The 16890-nt window shown below is 71.7% G+C and carries 16 protein-coding genes; 4 read left to right on the plus strand and 12 right to left on the minus strand.

Annotated features, from left to right (window positions below; genetic code table 11):
• Nucleotides 1-4 precede the first annotated feature (4 nt).
• Entirely contained in the window at nucleotides 5-1081 is a 1077-nt protein-coding gene (locus AC3DE3_RS07735; RefSeq protein WP_488369576.1) for a GNAT family N-acetyltransferase, read from the minus strand.
• The gene (locus tag AC3DE3_RS07740; protein ID WP_488369577.1) at nucleotides 1074-1739 is read right to left on the minus strand and encodes a peptide deformylase; all 666 of its coding nucleotides are present in this window, start codon (nucleotides 1737-1739) and stop codon (nucleotides 1074-1076) included. Before AC3DE3_RS07740 ends, AC3DE3_RS07735 begins: the two co-directional genes overlap by 8 nt.
• 140 nt (nucleotides 1740-1879) lie before the next feature.
• Here AC3DE3_RS07740 and napA point away from each other — a divergent pair, with 140 nt between their 5' ends.
• The 3 genes from napA to AC3DE3_RS07755 all read left to right on the plus strand — a co-directional run bounded on the left by napA (nucleotide 1880) and on the right by AC3DE3_RS07755 (nucleotide 3474).
• Nucleotides 1880-2224, plus strand: coding sequence for a nucleoid-associated protein NapA (gene napA, locus AC3DE3_RS07745; protein ID WP_260488856.1), 345 nt, complete (start codon nucleotides 1880-1882; stop codon nucleotides 2222-2224).
• A 15-nt stretch (nucleotides 2225-2239) separates the two neighbouring features.
• Nucleotides 2240-3034 carry a LytR C-terminal domain-containing protein gene (locus tag AC3DE3_RS07750; protein WP_488369579.1) on the plus strand — a complete coding sequence of 265 codons (795 nt, stop codon included), beginning with the start codon at nucleotides 2240-2242 and terminating at the stop codon, nucleotides 3032-3034.
• An 89-nt stretch (nucleotides 3035-3123) separates the two neighbouring features.
• The gene (locus AC3DE3_RS07755) at nucleotides 3124-3474 is read left to right on the plus strand and encodes a hypothetical protein (protein ID WP_260488854.1); all 351 of its coding nucleotides are present in this window, start codon (nucleotides 3124-3126) and stop codon (nucleotides 3472-3474) included.
• Between the two features lie 136 nt (nucleotides 3475-3610).
• On the opposite strand, the gene AC3DE3_RS07760 is transcribed toward AC3DE3_RS07755, so the two are convergent.
• From AC3DE3_RS07760 to AC3DE3_RS07805, 10 genes are all read right to left on the minus strand, one after another.
• Nucleotides 3611-3979, minus strand: coding sequence for a cation:proton antiporter (locus tag AC3DE3_RS07760; protein WP_488369580.1), 369 nt, complete (start codon nucleotides 3977-3979; stop codon nucleotides 3611-3613).
• Nucleotides 3976-4272: a monovalent cation/H+ antiporter complex subunit F gene (locus AC3DE3_RS07765; protein WP_488369581.1), complete on the minus strand. Its 297-nt coding sequence runs from the start codon at nucleotides 4270-4272 to the stop codon at nucleotides 3976-3978. The genes AC3DE3_RS07760 and AC3DE3_RS07765 overlap by 4 nt, the downstream gene beginning before the upstream one ends.
• Nucleotides 4269-4919, minus strand: a complete 651-nt coding sequence (locus tag AC3DE3_RS07770; RefSeq protein ID WP_488369582.1) for a Na+/H+ antiporter subunit E — start codon at nucleotides 4917-4919, stop codon at nucleotides 4269-4271. Before AC3DE3_RS07770 ends, AC3DE3_RS07765 begins: the two co-directional genes overlap by 4 nt.
• 1 nt (nucleotide 4920) lies before the next feature.
• Nucleotides 4921-6546: a Na+/H+ antiporter subunit D gene (locus AC3DE3_RS07775; protein ID WP_488369583.1), complete on the minus strand. Its 1626-nt coding sequence runs from the start codon at nucleotides 6544-6546 to the stop codon at nucleotides 4921-4923.
• Nucleotides 6543-7136: a Na(+)/H(+) antiporter subunit C gene (locus AC3DE3_RS07780; RefSeq protein ID WP_488369584.1), complete on the minus strand. Its 594-nt coding sequence runs from the start codon at nucleotides 7134-7136 to the stop codon at nucleotides 6543-6545. The genes AC3DE3_RS07775 and AC3DE3_RS07780 overlap by 4 nt, the downstream gene beginning before the upstream one ends.
• A complete protein-coding gene (locus tag AC3DE3_RS07785) occupies nucleotides 7133-10177 on the minus strand; it encodes a Na+/H+ antiporter subunit A (protein WP_488369585.1) in 3045 nt (1014 codons plus the stop codon). The genes AC3DE3_RS07780 and AC3DE3_RS07785 overlap by 4 nt, the downstream gene beginning before the upstream one ends.
• A gap of 132 nt (nucleotides 10178-10309) precedes the next feature.
• Entirely contained in the window at nucleotides 10310-10864 is a 555-nt protein-coding gene (locus AC3DE3_RS07790) for a hypothetical protein (RefSeq protein WP_488369586.1), read from the minus strand.
• Nucleotides 10865-11036: 172 nt separating this feature from the next.
• Nucleotides 11037-13268, minus strand: coding sequence for an AAA family ATPase (locus AC3DE3_RS07795; protein WP_488369587.1), 2232 nt, complete (start codon nucleotides 13266-13268; stop codon nucleotides 11037-11039).
• A 50-nt stretch (nucleotides 13269-13318) separates the two neighbouring features.
• Nucleotides 13319-14506, minus strand: coding sequence for an alpha/beta hydrolase (locus AC3DE3_RS07800; protein ID WP_488369588.1), 1188 nt, complete (start codon nucleotides 14504-14506; stop codon nucleotides 13319-13321).
• A gap of 102 nt (nucleotides 14507-14608) precedes the next feature.
• A complete protein-coding gene (locus AC3DE3_RS07805) occupies nucleotides 14609-16045 on the minus strand; it encodes a M20/M25/M40 family metallo-hydrolase (RefSeq protein WP_488369589.1) in 1437 nt (478 codons plus the stop codon).
• 80 nt (nucleotides 16046-16125) lie between these two features.
• On the opposite strand from AC3DE3_RS07805, the gene AC3DE3_RS07810 reads away from it, so the two are divergent.
• The gene (locus tag AC3DE3_RS07810; protein ID WP_488369590.1) at nucleotides 16126-16875 is read left to right on the plus strand and encodes a hypothetical protein; all 750 of its coding nucleotides are present in this window, start codon (nucleotides 16126-16128) and stop codon (nucleotides 16873-16875) included.
• The last annotated feature ends 15 nt before the right edge of the window (nucleotides 16876-16890 follow it).

A 16890-nucleotide genomic window follows, 5' to 3' on the forward strand; every position in this document is an offset into this window, starting at 1 on the left:
GTGCTTAGTGGACGACGACGAGGTGACGCAGCGAATGGTGCGGTTCCAGCCCGAGCTTGGCCCACAGGCCACGTCCGGCGGCGTTGTCCGCGAACACGTGCAGGTGACATTCCTGCGCCCCGAGGCCGAGCCCCCAGTCGACGAGCGAGCCGGTGACGACCTCGGCCAGGCCGCGGCGGCGGTGGGCATCCGCGGTCTCCACGCACGAGACCGCGATCCGCGCTTCGCCGTCGGGACCGGTGGTGACGGCGCCCCGGGCGATCGCGGCCAGCTCCCCGTCCTCCTCGAGTCGAGCGAACACGGCGTGGCCGCCGGGGCCGGGGGAACCGGCGTCGGGCCCGGAGCCGACGAGCCCGGCGGTGGCGAGCATCGCGGGCCGGACGCGCTCGGGGGCGAGGCCGGCGGTGGCGTGGTAGAGCTCCAGCCAGTCGTCGTCGGGACGATCGACCAGCGTGACCGGCGGCCGGGTGGCCGCGGGGAATGCCTCGTCGACCACCGTGAGCAGGTCGCGGCTGGCGACCGTGCAGAGCAGGAGCTCGCGGTCGGCGTGGATCCGTGCCGGGTCCACCGGGACGCCGCCCAGGGTCATCCGGTCGGAGGTCACGAGCCGTTCCACGTCCACCAGTCGCAGCGGCAGGCCACGGGCGGCGTACCAGTCACGCACCCCGTCGAGTTCGGAACAGCTGGCCCACGGAAGGACGGGCACGGCCGAGTTCCCGCGGTACGACCAGTCGTCGCCGGCCCGGCAGAACCAGCCGTCGACGATCTCGTACTCCCGGCCGGGCCACGCCAGGGCGCCGGCGTACTCGCGCGCCCGGATGTCGCGGGCCCGCACCGGCCGCGGCGGGACGACCTTGAGCACCGCGACGTCGGCGTCGGGGATCCGCACCTGCTCACCGGACTCCCGGGCCACGACCAGTTCCGGCTCGAGTTCGACCACGCGACCGATGACGTCGGTGTACAGGTGCGAGGTCTGGCCCGCCTCCAGATGGCGCCGCACCACCACGCGATCGCCCACCGCCACCCGGCGGCCGGCGTTCCACCGGGACCGTTCCGACAGGCCCCGGTCCTGCTCAGCCATGGTCGGTGACGACCTCGTCGTCGTAGTCGTCCTCCTCGTCGGCGAACGGGTCCGGATCCGTGGCCGGGTCCCAGCTCAGGCCGGGCACGCCCCACCCGGCGTCGCGGATGTGCCGCTTGGCGGCCTTGCGGTTCCGGCCGATGAGACCGTCGGTGTAGAGGAAACCGTCGAGATGGCCCACCTCGTGCTGCAGGCAGCGGGCGAACAGTCCGTACCCCTCCACCGACACGGGCTCGCCGTGCTCGTCGGTGCCGGTCACGCGCGCCCACCAGGCGCGGCCGCGGGGGAAGTTGACCGCGGGGACGGACAGGCAGCCCTCGAGGTCGTCCTCCGGATCCGGCATCGTCTCGGGGATCTCGGAGGTCTCGAGCACCGGGTTGACGATGCACCCGCGGCGGTTGAGCCAGCCTCCGCGCGCCTCGACCTCCTCGCGGGTGACGCCCTCGCCGTCCTCGGTGTCCAGGTCGGGGCAGTCGTAGACGAACAGGCGCTTGCGCACGCCGATCTGGTTGGCGGCCAGGCCCACCCCGTTCGCGGCGTCCATCGTGTCGTAGAGATCCTGCACCAGCCCGGCGAGTTCCTCGGGGGACTCGGTGACGGGCTCGGTGGGGGCGTGGAGCGCGGGATCGCCGAGGATGACGATGGGACGGACGGCCATGGTGGTCGATTCTAGAGCGCCGGACATGGCGATGTGTCGGAGGCGTGTGGTTCACTACGGGGGAATCACAACGGTGTATTTCACACCGGCTGTATTTCAACCCGCACAGGGATCCGTCGGGACGGCGAGGAGGCGCGCACATGGGTCGGACAGCCGCCGCAGCACGCGAGGTGCGTGTCGAGCGCGGGCAGGATGCCGGGGATCCGCGCGCCGAGCTGCACGCCGCCGATCCCGTCCTGTCCGACCGGGACCGGGCGATGCTCGAGTTCGAGCGGCAGTGGTGGAAGTTCGCCGGCTCCAAGGAGGAGGCGATCCGGCAGCAGTTCGACATGTCCGGCACCCGCTACTTCCAGATCCTCAACGACCTCATCGACCGCCCCGAGGCCCTCTCCGCGGACCCGCTCCTCGTCAAGCGGCTCCGCCGGATGCGTTCCAGCCGACAGAAGGCACGCGCGGCGCGCAACCTGGGAATGCGGCTCGACTGACCTAGACTCGGCGGCGTGAGCTCCCAGTCCGGAAACCCGCAGTACGACAGCCCGCAACCCGGCGATGCCGAGTACGGCGACCCCGAGTACGGCAACGCGCGCGGCGCCGACGATCCCCACGGTCCGGGCGACGGCCCCGGCATGGACGAGCCGACCGGCCCGCCGTACCGCGCCATCGCGATGGTCCTGCTGGCCGCGGTGGTGCTCGCGGTCGGTGTCGGGCTGGTCCAGCTCTTCGGGAGCGATGACGACTCCGCCCCCACCGCCGACGACACCACCTCCCAGGTCGAGCAGGACGGCCAGGGCGGGCAGGACGCCGACGGCGGCACCGGAGCCGACGGTGCCGACGGCGCGACCGCCCCGGGCGACGGCGGCGCCGGTCAGGACGGGCGCGTCGGGGACGGCGACGGGACAACCGGTGGGGGCGCCGACGGGCGGGACCCGCAGGCCGCCGACCCCGCGGTGCCCGGGCAGGGCCAGCCCGCCGGTCAGGTGCTCGGTGGGGCGGGACCGGACGTGACCTCCGTGCCCGTGCAGATCTTCAACAACAGCACCGTCACCGGCCTGGCCGGACGCACCGGCGAGGCGTTGCGCGAGAACGGCTACGCCGTGGGCGACGTGGCCAACATGCCGTCCAACCGCGGCGTCGTGGCCGAGTCGACCGCCTTCTACGGAACCGGCCCCGGTGAGCAGCAGGCCGCCCAGGCGATCGCGGCCCAGCTGGGCATCACCGCCAAGCCCCGGCCGGCAGATCTGGCGGGCGAGGCACCAGGGGTGATCGTGATCGTCACCCAGGATCTCGATCGCTGACCCCTGAGGATATGATGAGCCCAGGCATCCCGCCCGCGGGATGCACGCTCAGTAGCGACTTGCAGCTTCCCGAGATCGAAGGAGCCCCCATGGCCCCGCGTCAGACCGCCCGCCGCCTCCTGGTCGCGGCTCCCGCACTCGCCCTCGCGTTCGCCGTGGCCGCGTGCAGCCCGCCCAACGAGCAGCCGGCCGAGGCCGACGCGCCGTACACGCTGCCCAGCTACTCCGAGGACGCCAAGCCGACGACCTCGATCCCCGAGACGCAGGAGACCACCGCGGTCGACAGTGCCGAGGACTTCCAGGGCGGTACCACCCCGACCGGAATCCCCGGCGAGGGCGGCGACGAGGGTGGCGGTCAGGCCACCACAGACGACGGCCTCGTCGTGGTCCCGGGCGCCGAGCAGCCGGCCGGCGGTGCCCCGGCGCAGCCCGCTCCCTGAGCGGCCCGCCCCTGACCTGACGGGCCGGCACCACCCCGGAACGACGAGAAGAGCGTCCCGCACACATCCCCCGAGAGGGGCCTGTGCGGGACGCTCTTCTCGTCGAGCGGCCGGCGACGGGTCAGGTGGCGACGGGTCAGTTGGCGCCGTTGCCCTCGAAGCCGGTTCCGGTGAACTTCTCCAGCACGGGGGCCTCGTGGGTGATGGTGCCGTCCTCGACGCTCTCGCGGTAGGCGAGGTTGCCCACGCGGTTCGCGATCACCGGCGCGGTGCACACGGCGACGATGGCGGCCAGCACGAGCATGCCCAGGTCGATGTCCGGGAAGATTCGGATCCCGGCACCGGACAGGATCAGCACGAGGCCGAGGACCTGCGGTTTGGCGGCCGGGTGCATGCGACTGAGGGTGTCGCGGAAGCGGACGAGACCGATCGCGCTGGCCAGCGTCAGCAGCGCGCCGGCGAGGACGAATAGTGCGGAGATGATCTCCCGCAGGTCATCGGTCATGAGAGGGCCTCCTCGGGGGATCCGACGCTGTCATTGACGCGGAAGCGGGCCACGGACACCGAGCCGAGGAACGCGACCAGCGCGAGCGCGACGAGCGCGGCCGCCGGCGTGGTGTCCTTGGTCCAGGCGATGTAGACGCCGATGCCGCCCTGGGCCACGGCGACGAGCGTGTCGAGAGAGATGAGCCGGTCGAGGGTGTTGGGCCCGCCCACGAGTCGGATCATGGTGACGAACAGCGCGGCGGTCAGCGCGATGATCGCCAGACTCCACAGGATGAGCGAGAAGGTGTTCACCGGGGTCCCTCCTGGTCCTGGTCGGTGGCGGCTGCCGTGCCGGAGCCGGCGTCATCGGCCGCGCCGGCGGTGGTCGGGGCGCTGTCGGCGGGCGCGGAGTAGTGCTCGGGACTCGGCTTCCAGTCCTCGTCGCGTTCGAACGCACGCTGGTACAGCTTTTCGATGTGCCGGGTCTGGTGACGGAACTGTTCGACTGCCGTGTCGGTACCGGCGTCGAGGACGTGGATGTACACGTACCGGGCCACGGGATCGACGCGGACGACGATGCCGCCCGGCATGAGGTTCAGGGTGTTGACGGCCAGGGCCAGCGTGAAGTCGGACTTCAACCGCATCGGGGCGCGCAGCACCGCAGACCGCGGCGGCGCCGTGGGGCGGACCGACAACCACGCGACGGTGAACGACGACCGGACCAGGTAGTAGGCCACCACGATCACCAGCCACACCGTGGACACCGGGCGAAGCAGTCCCTCGACGGGGACGCGGGGGAGCGGGAGCACTGCCGTGACCAGGATCGACACGAGCAGGCCGGCAGCGATGGTGCCGATGTCGATGCTGCCCCACAGCAGGACCCAGGCGAAGCTCAACCACAGGATCATGAACAGGCGGGCGCCGAGCACCCGGGGCTCCAGCGTGGTCTTCCGGGCCATGTCAGCGCACCCCCGTCACGGAGTCGACGTAGCGTTCGGGCGTCGCATCGGTGGGCACCGTCTCGAGGTATTCGACGCGTTCCATCAGGCTCTCGGCCGCGCCGTCGGTGACCGCGAGCAGCGGGCCGGCGAAGACGGTCATCAGCAGGGAGACCACGATGAGGGCCCAGGTCGGCGCGAGCATGCTCCACGGCATGCGGCCGACCTCGTCGCGCTCGTCGAACTCGACGTACTCGTCGGACGGCAGCAGTGCGAGCGGCTTGGCCAGTGCGATCGCGCCCTCGGGGGCGTCGGCCCTGGGCCGCCAGAACGCCTTGGACCACACGCGGACCACGACGTACAGGGTGAGCAGGCTGGTGACCATGGCGCCGGCGACGAGCACCCACATGAGTGCGCCACCGACCTCGGCGCCCGCCTGGACGACGGCGAGTTTGCCGACGAAGCCCGAGAAGGGCGGGATGCCTCCCAGGTTGAGCGCCGGGATGAGGAACGTGACGGCGAGAACCGGGCTGACCACGCCGAGCGAACCCAGACGGCGCAGGGAGGACGATCCCGCCTGGCGCTCGATCAGGCCCACGACCAGGAAGAGCGTGGTCTGCACGACGATGTGGTGGCCGACGTAGTAGATCGCGGCGCTGAGCCCGGACTCGGTGGACAGTGCGACGCCGAAGATCATGTACCCGATGTGACTGACCAGCGTGAACGACAGAATTCGCTTGATGTCCGACTGGGCGATCGCACCGAGGATGCCGACGACCATCGTGAGCAGGCCGGCCACCAGCAGGACCCCGTCCATGCTCCCGCCGGGGAACACCAGGGTGTGGAACCGGATGATCGCGTACACGCCGACCTTGGTGAGCAGGCCCGCGAACACCGCGGTGACCGGGGCGGGCGCGGTCGGGTACGAGTCGGGCAGCCAGGTGGAGAGCGGGAACACGGCGGCCTTGATGCCGAACGCCACGAGGAACACGGCGAAGATGGTGTTCCGCAGTCCGTCCGGGACCTCCGCCATACGGGCGGCGAGCTGGGCGAGGTTGAGGGTTCCGGCGGCGGAGTAGGTCAGTGCGATGCCCAGCAGGAAGACCATGGAGGACACCATCGACACGACGGTGTAGGACACTCCCGCGCGGACACGTTCCTGACTGGCACCCAGCGTGAGCAGGACGTAGGACGCGGCCAGCAGCATCTCGAACCCGACGAACAGGTTGAACAGGTCGCCTGCGATGAACGCCGCGTTGAGGCCGGCGGCCAGCGCGAGGTAGGTGGGCAGGAAGACCGAGGTCGGCTGGTCGCCGTCGCCGTCGCGGACGCCCTGGCCGACGGCGTAGATGATGACCGTCAGCAGGATCACGGCGGACACGCACAGCATGAGCGCGCTGAGTCGGTCCGCGACCAGGGTGATTCCGACCGGGGCGTCCCAGCCTCCCACCTGGACGGTGTGCATCCCGTGCTGCTCGGTCAGCACCAGCAGGACGCCCGAGATGACCAGGACCGCGGTCAGGGTGACGATCGTGATGAGGTTCTGGATCCGCGGGCGGCGGGAGACCACCAGACACAGGGCGGCCGCCAGCAGCGGGGCGAGGACGACTGACGGGATGAGGTAGCCGAAGAGGTCGGGGGAGATCACAGGTCCTCCCCCTTTCCGGCGTCCTTGTAGCGCTTCTCGCGCAGGTCGATCCTCCGGGCCTCGGCCTCGGCCCGGGCCTGCGCCTCCGCGCGGGCTTCGGCGGCGGCTTCGGCTTCGGCCTCCTCGAGGTCCTCGTCGTCGTAGTCGACGTGGTCACCGAGCTCGGTGGGCAGACCGGTCGTGTGGTCGTCGGAGGCGTCGCGGTCGGGCGCGGACCAGGCGTCGGTGGGGGAGCGCTGGGCGATCTTGGTGTCCTCGGCGTCATCCGCGACCTCGTCCACGGTGGTGAACTGGTACGAGCGGTAGGCCAACGCCAGGATGAAGGCGCCGACCCCGGCGGTGATGACGATGGCGGTGAGGATCATCGCCTGGGACAGCGGATCCGAGTCGATGGAATTGTCTCCCCAGGTCCGGTCCCGGATGGGTGGGTTCCCGGGGGCGCCGCCGGCGGCCAGGATCAGGAGGTTGACGCCGTTGGACAGGATCATGATGCCCAGGAGGATCTTGATGATCGCCCGCTCGAGCAGCAGGTAGACGCCGGCGGCGCTGAGGATGCCGGCGAGGAGCAGCAGGGCGAAGTCGGCGGTCATGGCATTCCCTGTGGGGTGGAGCCCTGGTTCTCCGCGGCCTCGAGGCGTGCGGCGCGGCGGGCGGCCAGATCGGACCGCGGGGCGGCGCCGTCGACACCGGGGACGCGACGCAGGGCGGCGGTGGACGGTGAGTCGGTGGCGTCGACGTAGACGGCACGGAGCTCCTCGAGGTCCTCGGCGTCCAGGTCGAGTCGGGCACCGAGGCTGCGGAGGATGTCGAGGACGAGTCCGACGACGATGAGGTACACGCCCGCGTCGAAGAACAGTGCCGTGACGAACTTGACGTCCCCGAACACCGGGAGCGTCCCCTCGAAGGTGGCGCTGGACAGGGGTGGTGCGCCGAAGAACATGGAGGCGGTGGCCGTGCCGGCGGCCAGCAGGAGCCCGAACCCGAGGATCCGACCCGCGTCGATCGGCACGGCCTCGCCGAGTTCGTATCGGCCACCGGCGACGTAACGCAGCACCAGTGCCAGGCCCGCCACCAGACCGCCGGCGAAGCCGCCACCGGGGTTGTTGTGCCCGGCGAAGAAGAAGAACAGGCTCAGAATCATCATGGTCGGGAAGATGAGCCTGGTGGTGACCTCGAGGACGAGGGAGCGGGCCCGCGGATCGCGGACGGTCGCGCCGACCAACCAGCGGCCGGGGGAGGCGCCGGGCGCCTCGATGACGATCCGGGCGGCTTCGATGCCGCGCCGGCCGGAGCGGGTCTTGTCGGCGTCGGCGAGGCGCGGGCCCGAACCGTAGCGCCGATTGCGGAAGACGAGGCTGGCCACACCGGTGGCGGCCACGAGCAGCACGGTGATCTCGCCGAGGGTGTCCCAGGCGCGGATGTCGACGAGGGTGACGTTGACGGCGTTGGCACCGTTGCCGATGTCGTAGGCGATGTCCGGGAAGACCGTGGACACCGCCGGATGCTGGCGGGCGTTGATGGCGTAGGCGCCGACGATCACCACGAGCAGTCCCACCCCGATGCCGAGCCAGGCGCGCATCCGGCGGAAGCCGTCGGACAGCGGGACCTCGGCGGGCATGGTGCGCAGGACCAGGACGAACGCGACCATCAGCAGCGTCTCGACCAGCACCTGGGTGAGCGCCAGGTCGGGGGCGCCGTGGAAGGCGAAGATGATGGCGACGCCGTAGCCGGTGACGGACGTGCTGATCACCGCGGCGAGGCGGTTGCGCAGGACGGTGGCGGCGATCGCGGCGACGGTCATGGGGATCATGACGAACAGCACGACCGGGTTGCTCGCCAGCTCCATACGCAGGCCCTCGCGGGTGCCGACCATCAGTGACGCGAACGGGAACAGCACCAGGGTGACCAGGATGATGCCGAGCGTCAGGGGGAGGGAGCCGCGCTGGATGCTCGCGGTGAGGCGGAGCGACAGCAGGTCGAAGAAGCGGAGGACCGCGTCGTAGATGCGGTCGGCGTTACCGAGGGCGGGCGACTCGAACTGCATACGCTCGACGGTCCGCTGGGCGACGTAGAGCATCGTTCCCAGCACGTACACGACGGCGGTGAGCGCCAGCGGGATGCCGAAGCCGTGCCACAGTCCCAGGTGGTAGTCCTCCTCGCCGCGCCACGGGCTGCCTGCCGGGAACGCGACGTCGACGAACCGGACGAGGAGGTTCTCGACGGGGGCCGACCACAGGCCGAGCACCAGGCCGGCGACGGCGAGGGCCGCGGGCACCGAGAGGAACCACGGGCTGACGGGCTTCGAACGGGCGACCGCGGGGCTGATCCCGTCCTGGAAGGACGGCTTGGCCCGGAAGGCTCCCATGACCAGTCGGGCCGTGTAGGAGAACGTGAGCACCGAGCCCAGCACCAGGCCGGCGGTGACGACGATCGACGGCATCCCGTGGAGGCGACCCTCGACCAGCACCGTGGCGAACGCGGACTCCTTGCCGATGAACCCGAGGAAGGGAGGGAGTCCGGCCATCGAGGCGGCGGCGAGGGTGAAGAACACCGCCAGTGCGGGCCGGGTGCGGCCGAGCCCCGACAGTTCGCGGATCTCGCGGGTGCCGGTGGTCTTGTCGATGACGCCGACAGCCATGAACAGGGACGATTTGAACAGCGAGTGTGCCAGCAGCATGGTGAGCCCGGCGAGCATGGTGTCCCGCGACCCGATGCCCACCAGGACCAGCAGGAAGCCCAGCTGGGAGACCGTGCCGAAGGCCAGGACCAGCTTGAGGTCCGTCTCGCGTAGTGCGCGCCAGCCGGCCATGAGAAGGGAGCCCAGACCCAGTGCGATGAGCGGGAGCTGCCACGTGGACGAGCCGGACAGGCCGGGGCTGAAGGCCGCGACGAGGAAGACCCCGGCCTTGACCATCGCGGCGGAGTGGAGGTAGGCGCTCACCGGGGTGGGTGCGGTCATGGCCCCGGGGAGCCAGAAGTGCAGGGGCGCGATGGCGGACTTGCTCGTCGCGCCGATGATGACGAGCGCGAGTGCCCAGTGGATGAGGGCTCCGGACGGCGGGGCCGCGACGATGTCGCTGAGCAGGTACGACCCGGCCTCCTGCGCGAGGATGATCATGCCGACGAGCATCGCCAGGCCGCCGAGGGTGGTGACGAGTAGTGCCTGGGTGGCGGCGCGGCGGGACGAGGCGCGCTCCGCGTAGTGGCCGACCAAGAGGAAGCTCAGTACGGAGGTGATCTCCCAGAAGATGTAGAGCAGGATCATGTTGTCGGCCACGACCAGGCCGAACATCACGCCCGCGAAGGCGACGAGCTCTGCCGCGAACAGGTGGAGACGTGGTTCGGAGTCGTCGAAGTACCAGGTGCAGTAGAACAGGACCAGCGCGCCCACGCCGAGCGCGATGAGGGACATCAGCGCGGACAGCGCGTCCATCCGCAGGTCCAGCGTGAGATGGATCCCCGGGGCCCACTGGAGGGACTCCGTGGGCACCCGGTCGAGGTTGGCCGCGACCCACACCGCACCGGCGGCGGGGACCACCGCCAGGAGGGGAAAGGCGCGACGGCCGAGCCTCAACACCAGCGGGATCGCGATCAGGGCGGCCACGGCGTGGGCCGCGAGGATCACGATCACCGGCGGCTCCTCTCCTTGCGTCGAACGGACGACGACATGCGGACGCACCCGCCGCGAGACGGCGGGAAGCCGGTGGTCGACCGGGGCGTGGTTTCGGGTTTCACTTTACAGAACAGTGTTTCCGGCCCGCTTTCAGCGCAGGTGAAGGCGGGTGGCGGCGCTGAGGAGTGCGGCGATGGAGGCCTCGGAGGAGGTCTGGCCGAACCCGAGGGCCCACGTCTCGCGCCGCCCGCAGCCGGCCCGCAGAATGGTGCACCACGACTCGGTGTCCCCGAACGAGTGGCCCCCGTGCCGGTGGCCCTCGTACTGGTGGAACTGCTCGATCTCCGTGCGTGCGCCGACCCGCCCCAGCATGTCCGACATCGCGGTGAGGTCACCACAGGATTCGGTGGTCAGGCGGTGGGCCGTGAACTCCCCGGGTGCGTCCCCCGGCGCGCGGGTGGCCAGGATCGCCTCGTAGGCGGTGATGCCCCGGCCGAGGGGGCGGCGGGAGAGGTCCGCGAGATGGAAGTGGTCGGACGACGGGGCGTAGGTGTCGACGAGCGTGCGCCAGTCCAGCCCCGCGGCCTCGGCGGCGAACCCGCGGGGCGGTCGACGACCGAATCGCTCGGCGAAGGGACACGTGAGTGTGGCGGGTGTGGCGGGGGTGGCTGGGTGGCCGAGAGGGGGATTCGCGGTGGGGTACATGGTGTTCTCGCTTCTCGCTTCTCGTGGGTCGGTGCGGTGACCGACGAGAAGGAGTAACCACGCAACGGGGGTGCCGGTCTGTCAGGCCCCGTTACGTCCGGTTACTACGAGAATCTTCCGCATGGCTACACACTGTAGGTGGCCGCTGTGGACCACGGCAAGCCCGTGACACTCAGCTCTCGCGCCGTTCGGCGTACCGTCGCAGTTCCTCCACCTGCACCGGGTCGAGGGACGGCTTGACCGCGCGGCGGGCCCGCGCCACGTCGTCGGCGGTGACCTCGGCCGCGTCGATGTCGCGTCGCATCGCGGTCAGCGCGGACTCCCGCAGTAGCGCGGCGCAGTCCGCGGCCGAGTAACCGTCCAGGTCGGCGGCGAGCTGTGCCAGGTCGACGTCCTCGGCCAGCGGGACGTCGCGACCCGCGGCGCGGAGGATGTCGGCGCGGGCCGCGGCGTCCGGCGGGGGGACGAACACCAGCCGCTCGAGCCGCCCCGGACGCAACAGGGCGGGGTCGATGAGTTCGGGCCGGTTGGTCGCGCCCAGGATCACGACGTCGCCCAGCGGTTCCGCGCCGTCGAGTTCGGTGAGCAGGGCCGCGACCACGCGGTCGCCGACGCCCGAGTCGCCGGACTGGCCCCGTCGCGGTGCCAGGGCGTCGATCTCGTCGAGGAACACCAGCGACGGCGCCGAGTCACGTGCCTTGCGGAACAGGTCGCGCACGGCCTTCTCCGACGACCCGACCCACTTGTCCATCAGCTCGGCGCCCTTGACCATGTGGACGGTCAGACGCCCGCTCGAGGCGAGGGCCCGGACGACGAACGTCTTACCGCAGCCCGGCGGGCCGTACAGCAGCACACCCCGCGGCGGCTGCACTCCCAGCCGTTCGAAGGAGTCCCGGTGCTGCAGCGGCCAGAGCACGGTCTCGGTGAGCGCCTGACGCACCTCCTCCATGTCCCCGACGTCGTCGAGGGTGATGGACCCCAGGCTCAGTTCCTCCGTGCCGGACCTCGACAGCGGCCGGATCACACTGATCGCGCCCAGGAGGTCGTCCTGTTCGAGGCGTGCGGACGAGAGGGCGGCGGCGTCGTCTCCCGACGCCCGCCCGGCCGCGCGCAGGGCTGCTTCCCGGGTGAGTGCCCGGAGGTCGCCGGCGACGTACCCGGGCGTGCGGTCGGCGACGGCCGCGAGGTCGACCGTGGCGGTGGGGACGTCGCGGAGCATGACCTCCAGCAACGCCGCGCGGTCGGCGGCGTCCGGCAGGGGCAGGTCCAGGACGCGGTCACAGACGTCGGGCTCGCGCAGCCGCGCGTCGGCGGCCTCGGGGTGCACGCACGTCGCCACCAGCACCGACCCGGGCGTGGCGACCACCGAGCGGAGCCGGTCGAGGACCAGGGTGGACACGGGCTCGGCCTCGGCGGGGAGCAGCGCGTCGATGTCGGTGACCAGCAGGATCCCGCCGCCTTCCCGGGTTCGCTCGGCGGCTGCACGCACCGCCTCCAGTCGCGAGGCGGGGTCGAGGGCGCCGACCGACGGCCCGTCGAGCACCTCGAGTCGACGGTCCCCCGCGACGGAGCGGACCAGCGTCGCCTTGCCGACCCCGGGAGGGCCGGCGACCAGGACCCCGAGGTGCGGCGACGCGCCCAGCGTCCGCAGCAGCTCCGATCGGTCCAGCGCGAGCGAGAGCCACTGCTCCAACACCTCGGCCCGGTCGGCGACGCCCACGAGGTCCTCCCGCGCGACGGCCGTGATGGCCGAACCGCCGGCCGCACCGGTGGGTTCGGCCATCCCCGGTCCGCGGGATCCCGCGGCGGCGGGAGCGGACGGGCCGGCCGTGTTCGTCGTCGATCCCGCTCCGGTCACCACCGCGGTGGTGGGCTGGATGGAGACGATCCCGTCCGGCACGGTCGCGGTGACGGTGAGCAGTTCGGTGCTCCATGCCGCGCCCATGGTGTTGCGCAGGGTGCGGGTGGTGTCGGAGGTGGGGAAGTCGGGGCCGAGGTCGCGAGGCATGAGCGTGACCGAGTCGCCGACGCGCACCACCTTGCCCAGCAGCGCCGAGCGCAGCACCCGCTCGGCGACTCCGCGGCCGGCCGGCGGGAGGCCCTGGACCTCGATGGACTGCGCGCCCGTCACCTGTGCGGCCCGCACGGTCACCCGGGCGTCCTCACCCAGTCCGCAGTTGGCCGCCACCACCTCGTCGACCACCAGTACCCCGCTCGGTGCGCCCCTGGGTGCCGCGGCGACCACGGCGCCCGTGGTGCGGGCGCCGATGATCTCGATGGCGTCCCATTCCCGCATCCCGAGCGCGAGGATCACCTCCGGGTGCGCGCGGACGATCCCCCGTCGGGAGTCGGCAGCGGACGCGGACAGGCGCAGGGTCAGGTCGAGATCCGGGCGGGGGTTCACGGAGGTGAGCGTATCGCGGCCGTCGCCGGGCCCCCTGCGCCCCGGCGCGGCTACAGTGCGCCGCGGATGGCGTTCCAGGCGACGGGGATCTGACGCGAGTAGTAGGACCAGTTGTGCAGCCCGGTGGGCAGGTGGTCGATCTTTGCCGGGATGCGCAGTTCGCGCAGGCGACGGTCCGCCGCGCGCGTGCACTGCCCGGTGGCCTGCTCGAGCGCCATGCCGGCGACGAAGTTGGCGGCGTCGCCGTTGTAGTCCTCCCAGTCGCCCGGGTTGGCCACGCCCGTGCCGGACGAGAGGTAGATCGCCTTTCCGCGCAACTGCTCCGCGTTGATCAGTGCGTCATGGGCCGCCCATTGCGCGTTGCCCGGCTCGCCCCACATGTTGGTCAGCGTCGCACCGCGGCTCTCCACGGTGTAGCGGGTGAGGATCTGGCCGAGCGCGTCGGTGGAGTAGCAGCCCGAGACGCCGAACACGGCCCGGTAGAGATCGGGGTGGCGCGTCGCGATGGTCACGGCCGCTCCGGCGCCCATCGAGATGCCGCCGATCGCGCGGCTGCGACTGGTGCTGACCTGGGGCTCGATCAGGGCGGGCAGGTCGCGGGTGATGAAGGCCTCCCACTTGCTGATGCCCAGCACCGGGTCGGGCTCGTTCCAGTCCGCCCACATCGACCCCTGGCCGCCGGTCGGGATGACGAGGTTGACGTTCTCGTCGCGGAACTGCTCTGCCGCGCCCCACTGCATGAAGCCGCTCGGGAGTTCGGAGCCGACGCCGTCGAGGAGGTACAGGAACGGCGCGTTGCGGTTGCCGTCGGGCGCGCGGTGGACCTCGACCGTGATCCCGCGCTTCATGTCGGCCGAGTCGATGAGCCAACGCTCGTAGCGGCCGTCGATGTCCTTGCGTACGACACGCGTCTTGGTGATGTTCGGGTTGGGTTGGGGTGCCGGCGGCGGGGGTCCGGCGAACATGTTGGGGGAGAATCCGAGCCGGTTGGCGATGCCCATCATCGATGACCCGGACGAGCCCGGCAGGTTGCCGAAGTAGAGGAGCTGGCTGAGGCTCTCCGGCGAGATGGTGCCGAGTGCACCGTTGGCGATCTGCTCCGGACTGATCGACCCCGGTAGCCCCTGCGCCTGCGCCGGGGCGGGGAGCAACCCCACCGTCAGTGCGGCGGCGGCAGCGGTCGCGAGGAGGGCGCGGCCTGCGCGGGTGACGCGGTGGGCGAGTGCGGGCACGGGCATGGCGGCTCCTTCTTCCGGGCAGCCGAGACCTGGTCGAACCGCCACTGGTGACAGTATCGGCCCAGGGGCATCACACTGTTACCGGTTCGCCGAGCGGGGGGCTCAGCGGTAGCGCTGCAGGAACGCCGCCTCCGCCAGTGCGATGCGCTCGATCTCCCGCGGGTCGACGCTCTCGTCGGGGGAGTGGATCGCGGCCGCGGGGTCCTCGACGCCGAACAGTGCGATGCTCGCGTCGGGATGCGCCCGCTGCAGCGCGGTGCACAGTGGGATCGATCCGCCGGAGCCGACCACCGCGACCTCATCCGCGCCGTAGGCCTGCGCCAGGCACTGCGAGAGCAGGTCGTGCACCGGGTCCGAGCCGCCGGCCGGGACCGAGCGGAACGGGTGGCCGACGGTCTCCTTCTCGACGGTCACCCGGGCGTTCCACGGGCGCCTCCGCTCGATGTGCTCGACCAGCAACTGCTGCGCGTCCTCCGGTTCCATCCCCGGCGGCACCCGCAGGTTGACCAGGGCGCGGGCTCGCGGCTGGACGGCGGCGATCGCGCCCTCGACCGGAGGGCAGTCGATGCCCAAGACGGTCACCGCGGGGCGGGACCACACCAGGTCCGCGAGCGGCGCCGCCGTCGAGACCCCGACCCCCTCGAGGACCCCGGCGTCGCCGCGGAAGGTCTCCTCGGGGTAGGCCTGCCCGTCCCACTCGCCGGAGAAGTCCAGGCCGTCGACGGTCGTGGCGCCGGAGTGGGGGTCGCGCATCGAGGACAGGATCGAGATGAGGGCGGCCAGCGCATCCGGCGCCGCGCCCCCGAACTGTCCGGAGTGGACCCCGGCCTCCATGGTGTCGACGACGACGACGACGTTCGCGATTCCCCGGAGGCTGGTCGTGAGCGTGGGGGTGCCGACCGAGACGTTCCCGGAATCGGCGATGAGGATCGCGTCCGCCGCCACCAGGTCGGGCCGATCGACCACGAGATCATCCAACCCCCCTCCGCCGGTCTCCTCGGAGCCCTCCACGACGAGTCGGATCCCCAGGCCGTCCAGCGGGTCCGGACCGGGGGCGCCGCCCTCGTCGTCGTCACCCATCGCGGCGAGGGCGCGCAGGGCGGCGAGGTGGACGACGAGGTTGCCCTTGCAGTCCGCGGCCCCCCGGCCGTACCACCGGCCGTCGCGGTCGGTCAGCTCCCAGGGGGAGGACGTCCACTCGCCGGGGTCCCCCGACGGCTGGACGTCGTAATGGCTGTACAGCAGCACCGTCGGCCGGCCGGGCGCGGCCGGGCGGTGGGCGAACACCGCGCGCGACCCGTCGGATGTCTCGATCACCTCGACGGACTCGGGTCCCAGGCCGGGGATCGGTAGGTCCGCGAGCAGCGCGCGGACCAGCTCACAGGCCTGTGCGCAGGCCTCGGGCTCGGCACCGTGCACCGACGGCAGGGCCACGAGGTCGGCCAGGTCGGAGCGGGCCCGGTCGAGCTGGGCGGCGACCGCGGCGGCGAGCGGGGCGAGGTCGGGGTGGGCTTCGGCGAACGCGGGGGAGACGGCCATGCACCCAGAGTAGTTCCCGCGTCCGACACGAATCGCAACATGAACGGAAAGTGAACGGAGCATGAAGTATGGTGGGGGACATGAGTAGCTTTGTGATCGTCGTCACCCCGGCCGAGGGGGAGTTCCGTGAGCTCGCGAGCCTCGACGAGCTGCCGGCGCACGTGCGTGCGGACCTCGAGGCGCTGCGGGACGAGGTGTCCGAGCGGTTCCCGGAGGCCGAGGCGATCGGCGAGACCGGTGCCCTGTGCTCGCGACCGGAGATCGAGGGCGTCGGGGTCGTCATCCGACCCGAGGTCATCACGCGCCCACTCGTGGTCAACGCCGTCATGCGCTTCGCCGCGCCGCGACAGCTCCGCGTCACGTCGCCCGAACTGGGACTGGTGGCCGACCCGCGGGAGCGCATCGACATCGACGTCCACCGTCGGCCCACGATGACGGGTGCGGGGATCGCGGACCACGCGGTCCGCGGACGGCCGCGCGGGACCCTGCCGTGGGTCACCCGTGAACTCCTGTCCCAGCTCATCGGCAAGTTGATGATCGACGGCGACCGGCTGGAGCTCGGGGTCGACGACGAGCGCTGGTTCCGCTATGAACGCTCCGGTCGGACCCTGCTGATCGAGGCATCGGACGGCCCGGACGTCCCCCTGCACCGGCTGGCCGTCCCGGTGGACGCTGCCGATACCGCCGCAGATGCCGGGTGGGCGTGGGCGCGGTGCGACCAGAACTGGGCGGAGCGTCTCGAGGGAGACGCCCCGGCCGGGGACGGGGACGCGCGTCCCGCGGCGGACGACCCGGGCACGGGCGACAGGGGCAGGGCGACCGCGGCCTGACGCCGACGGCCGAGC

The sequence above is a fragment of the Dietzia sp. IBK-p2-16D genome (assembly GCF_057773085.1).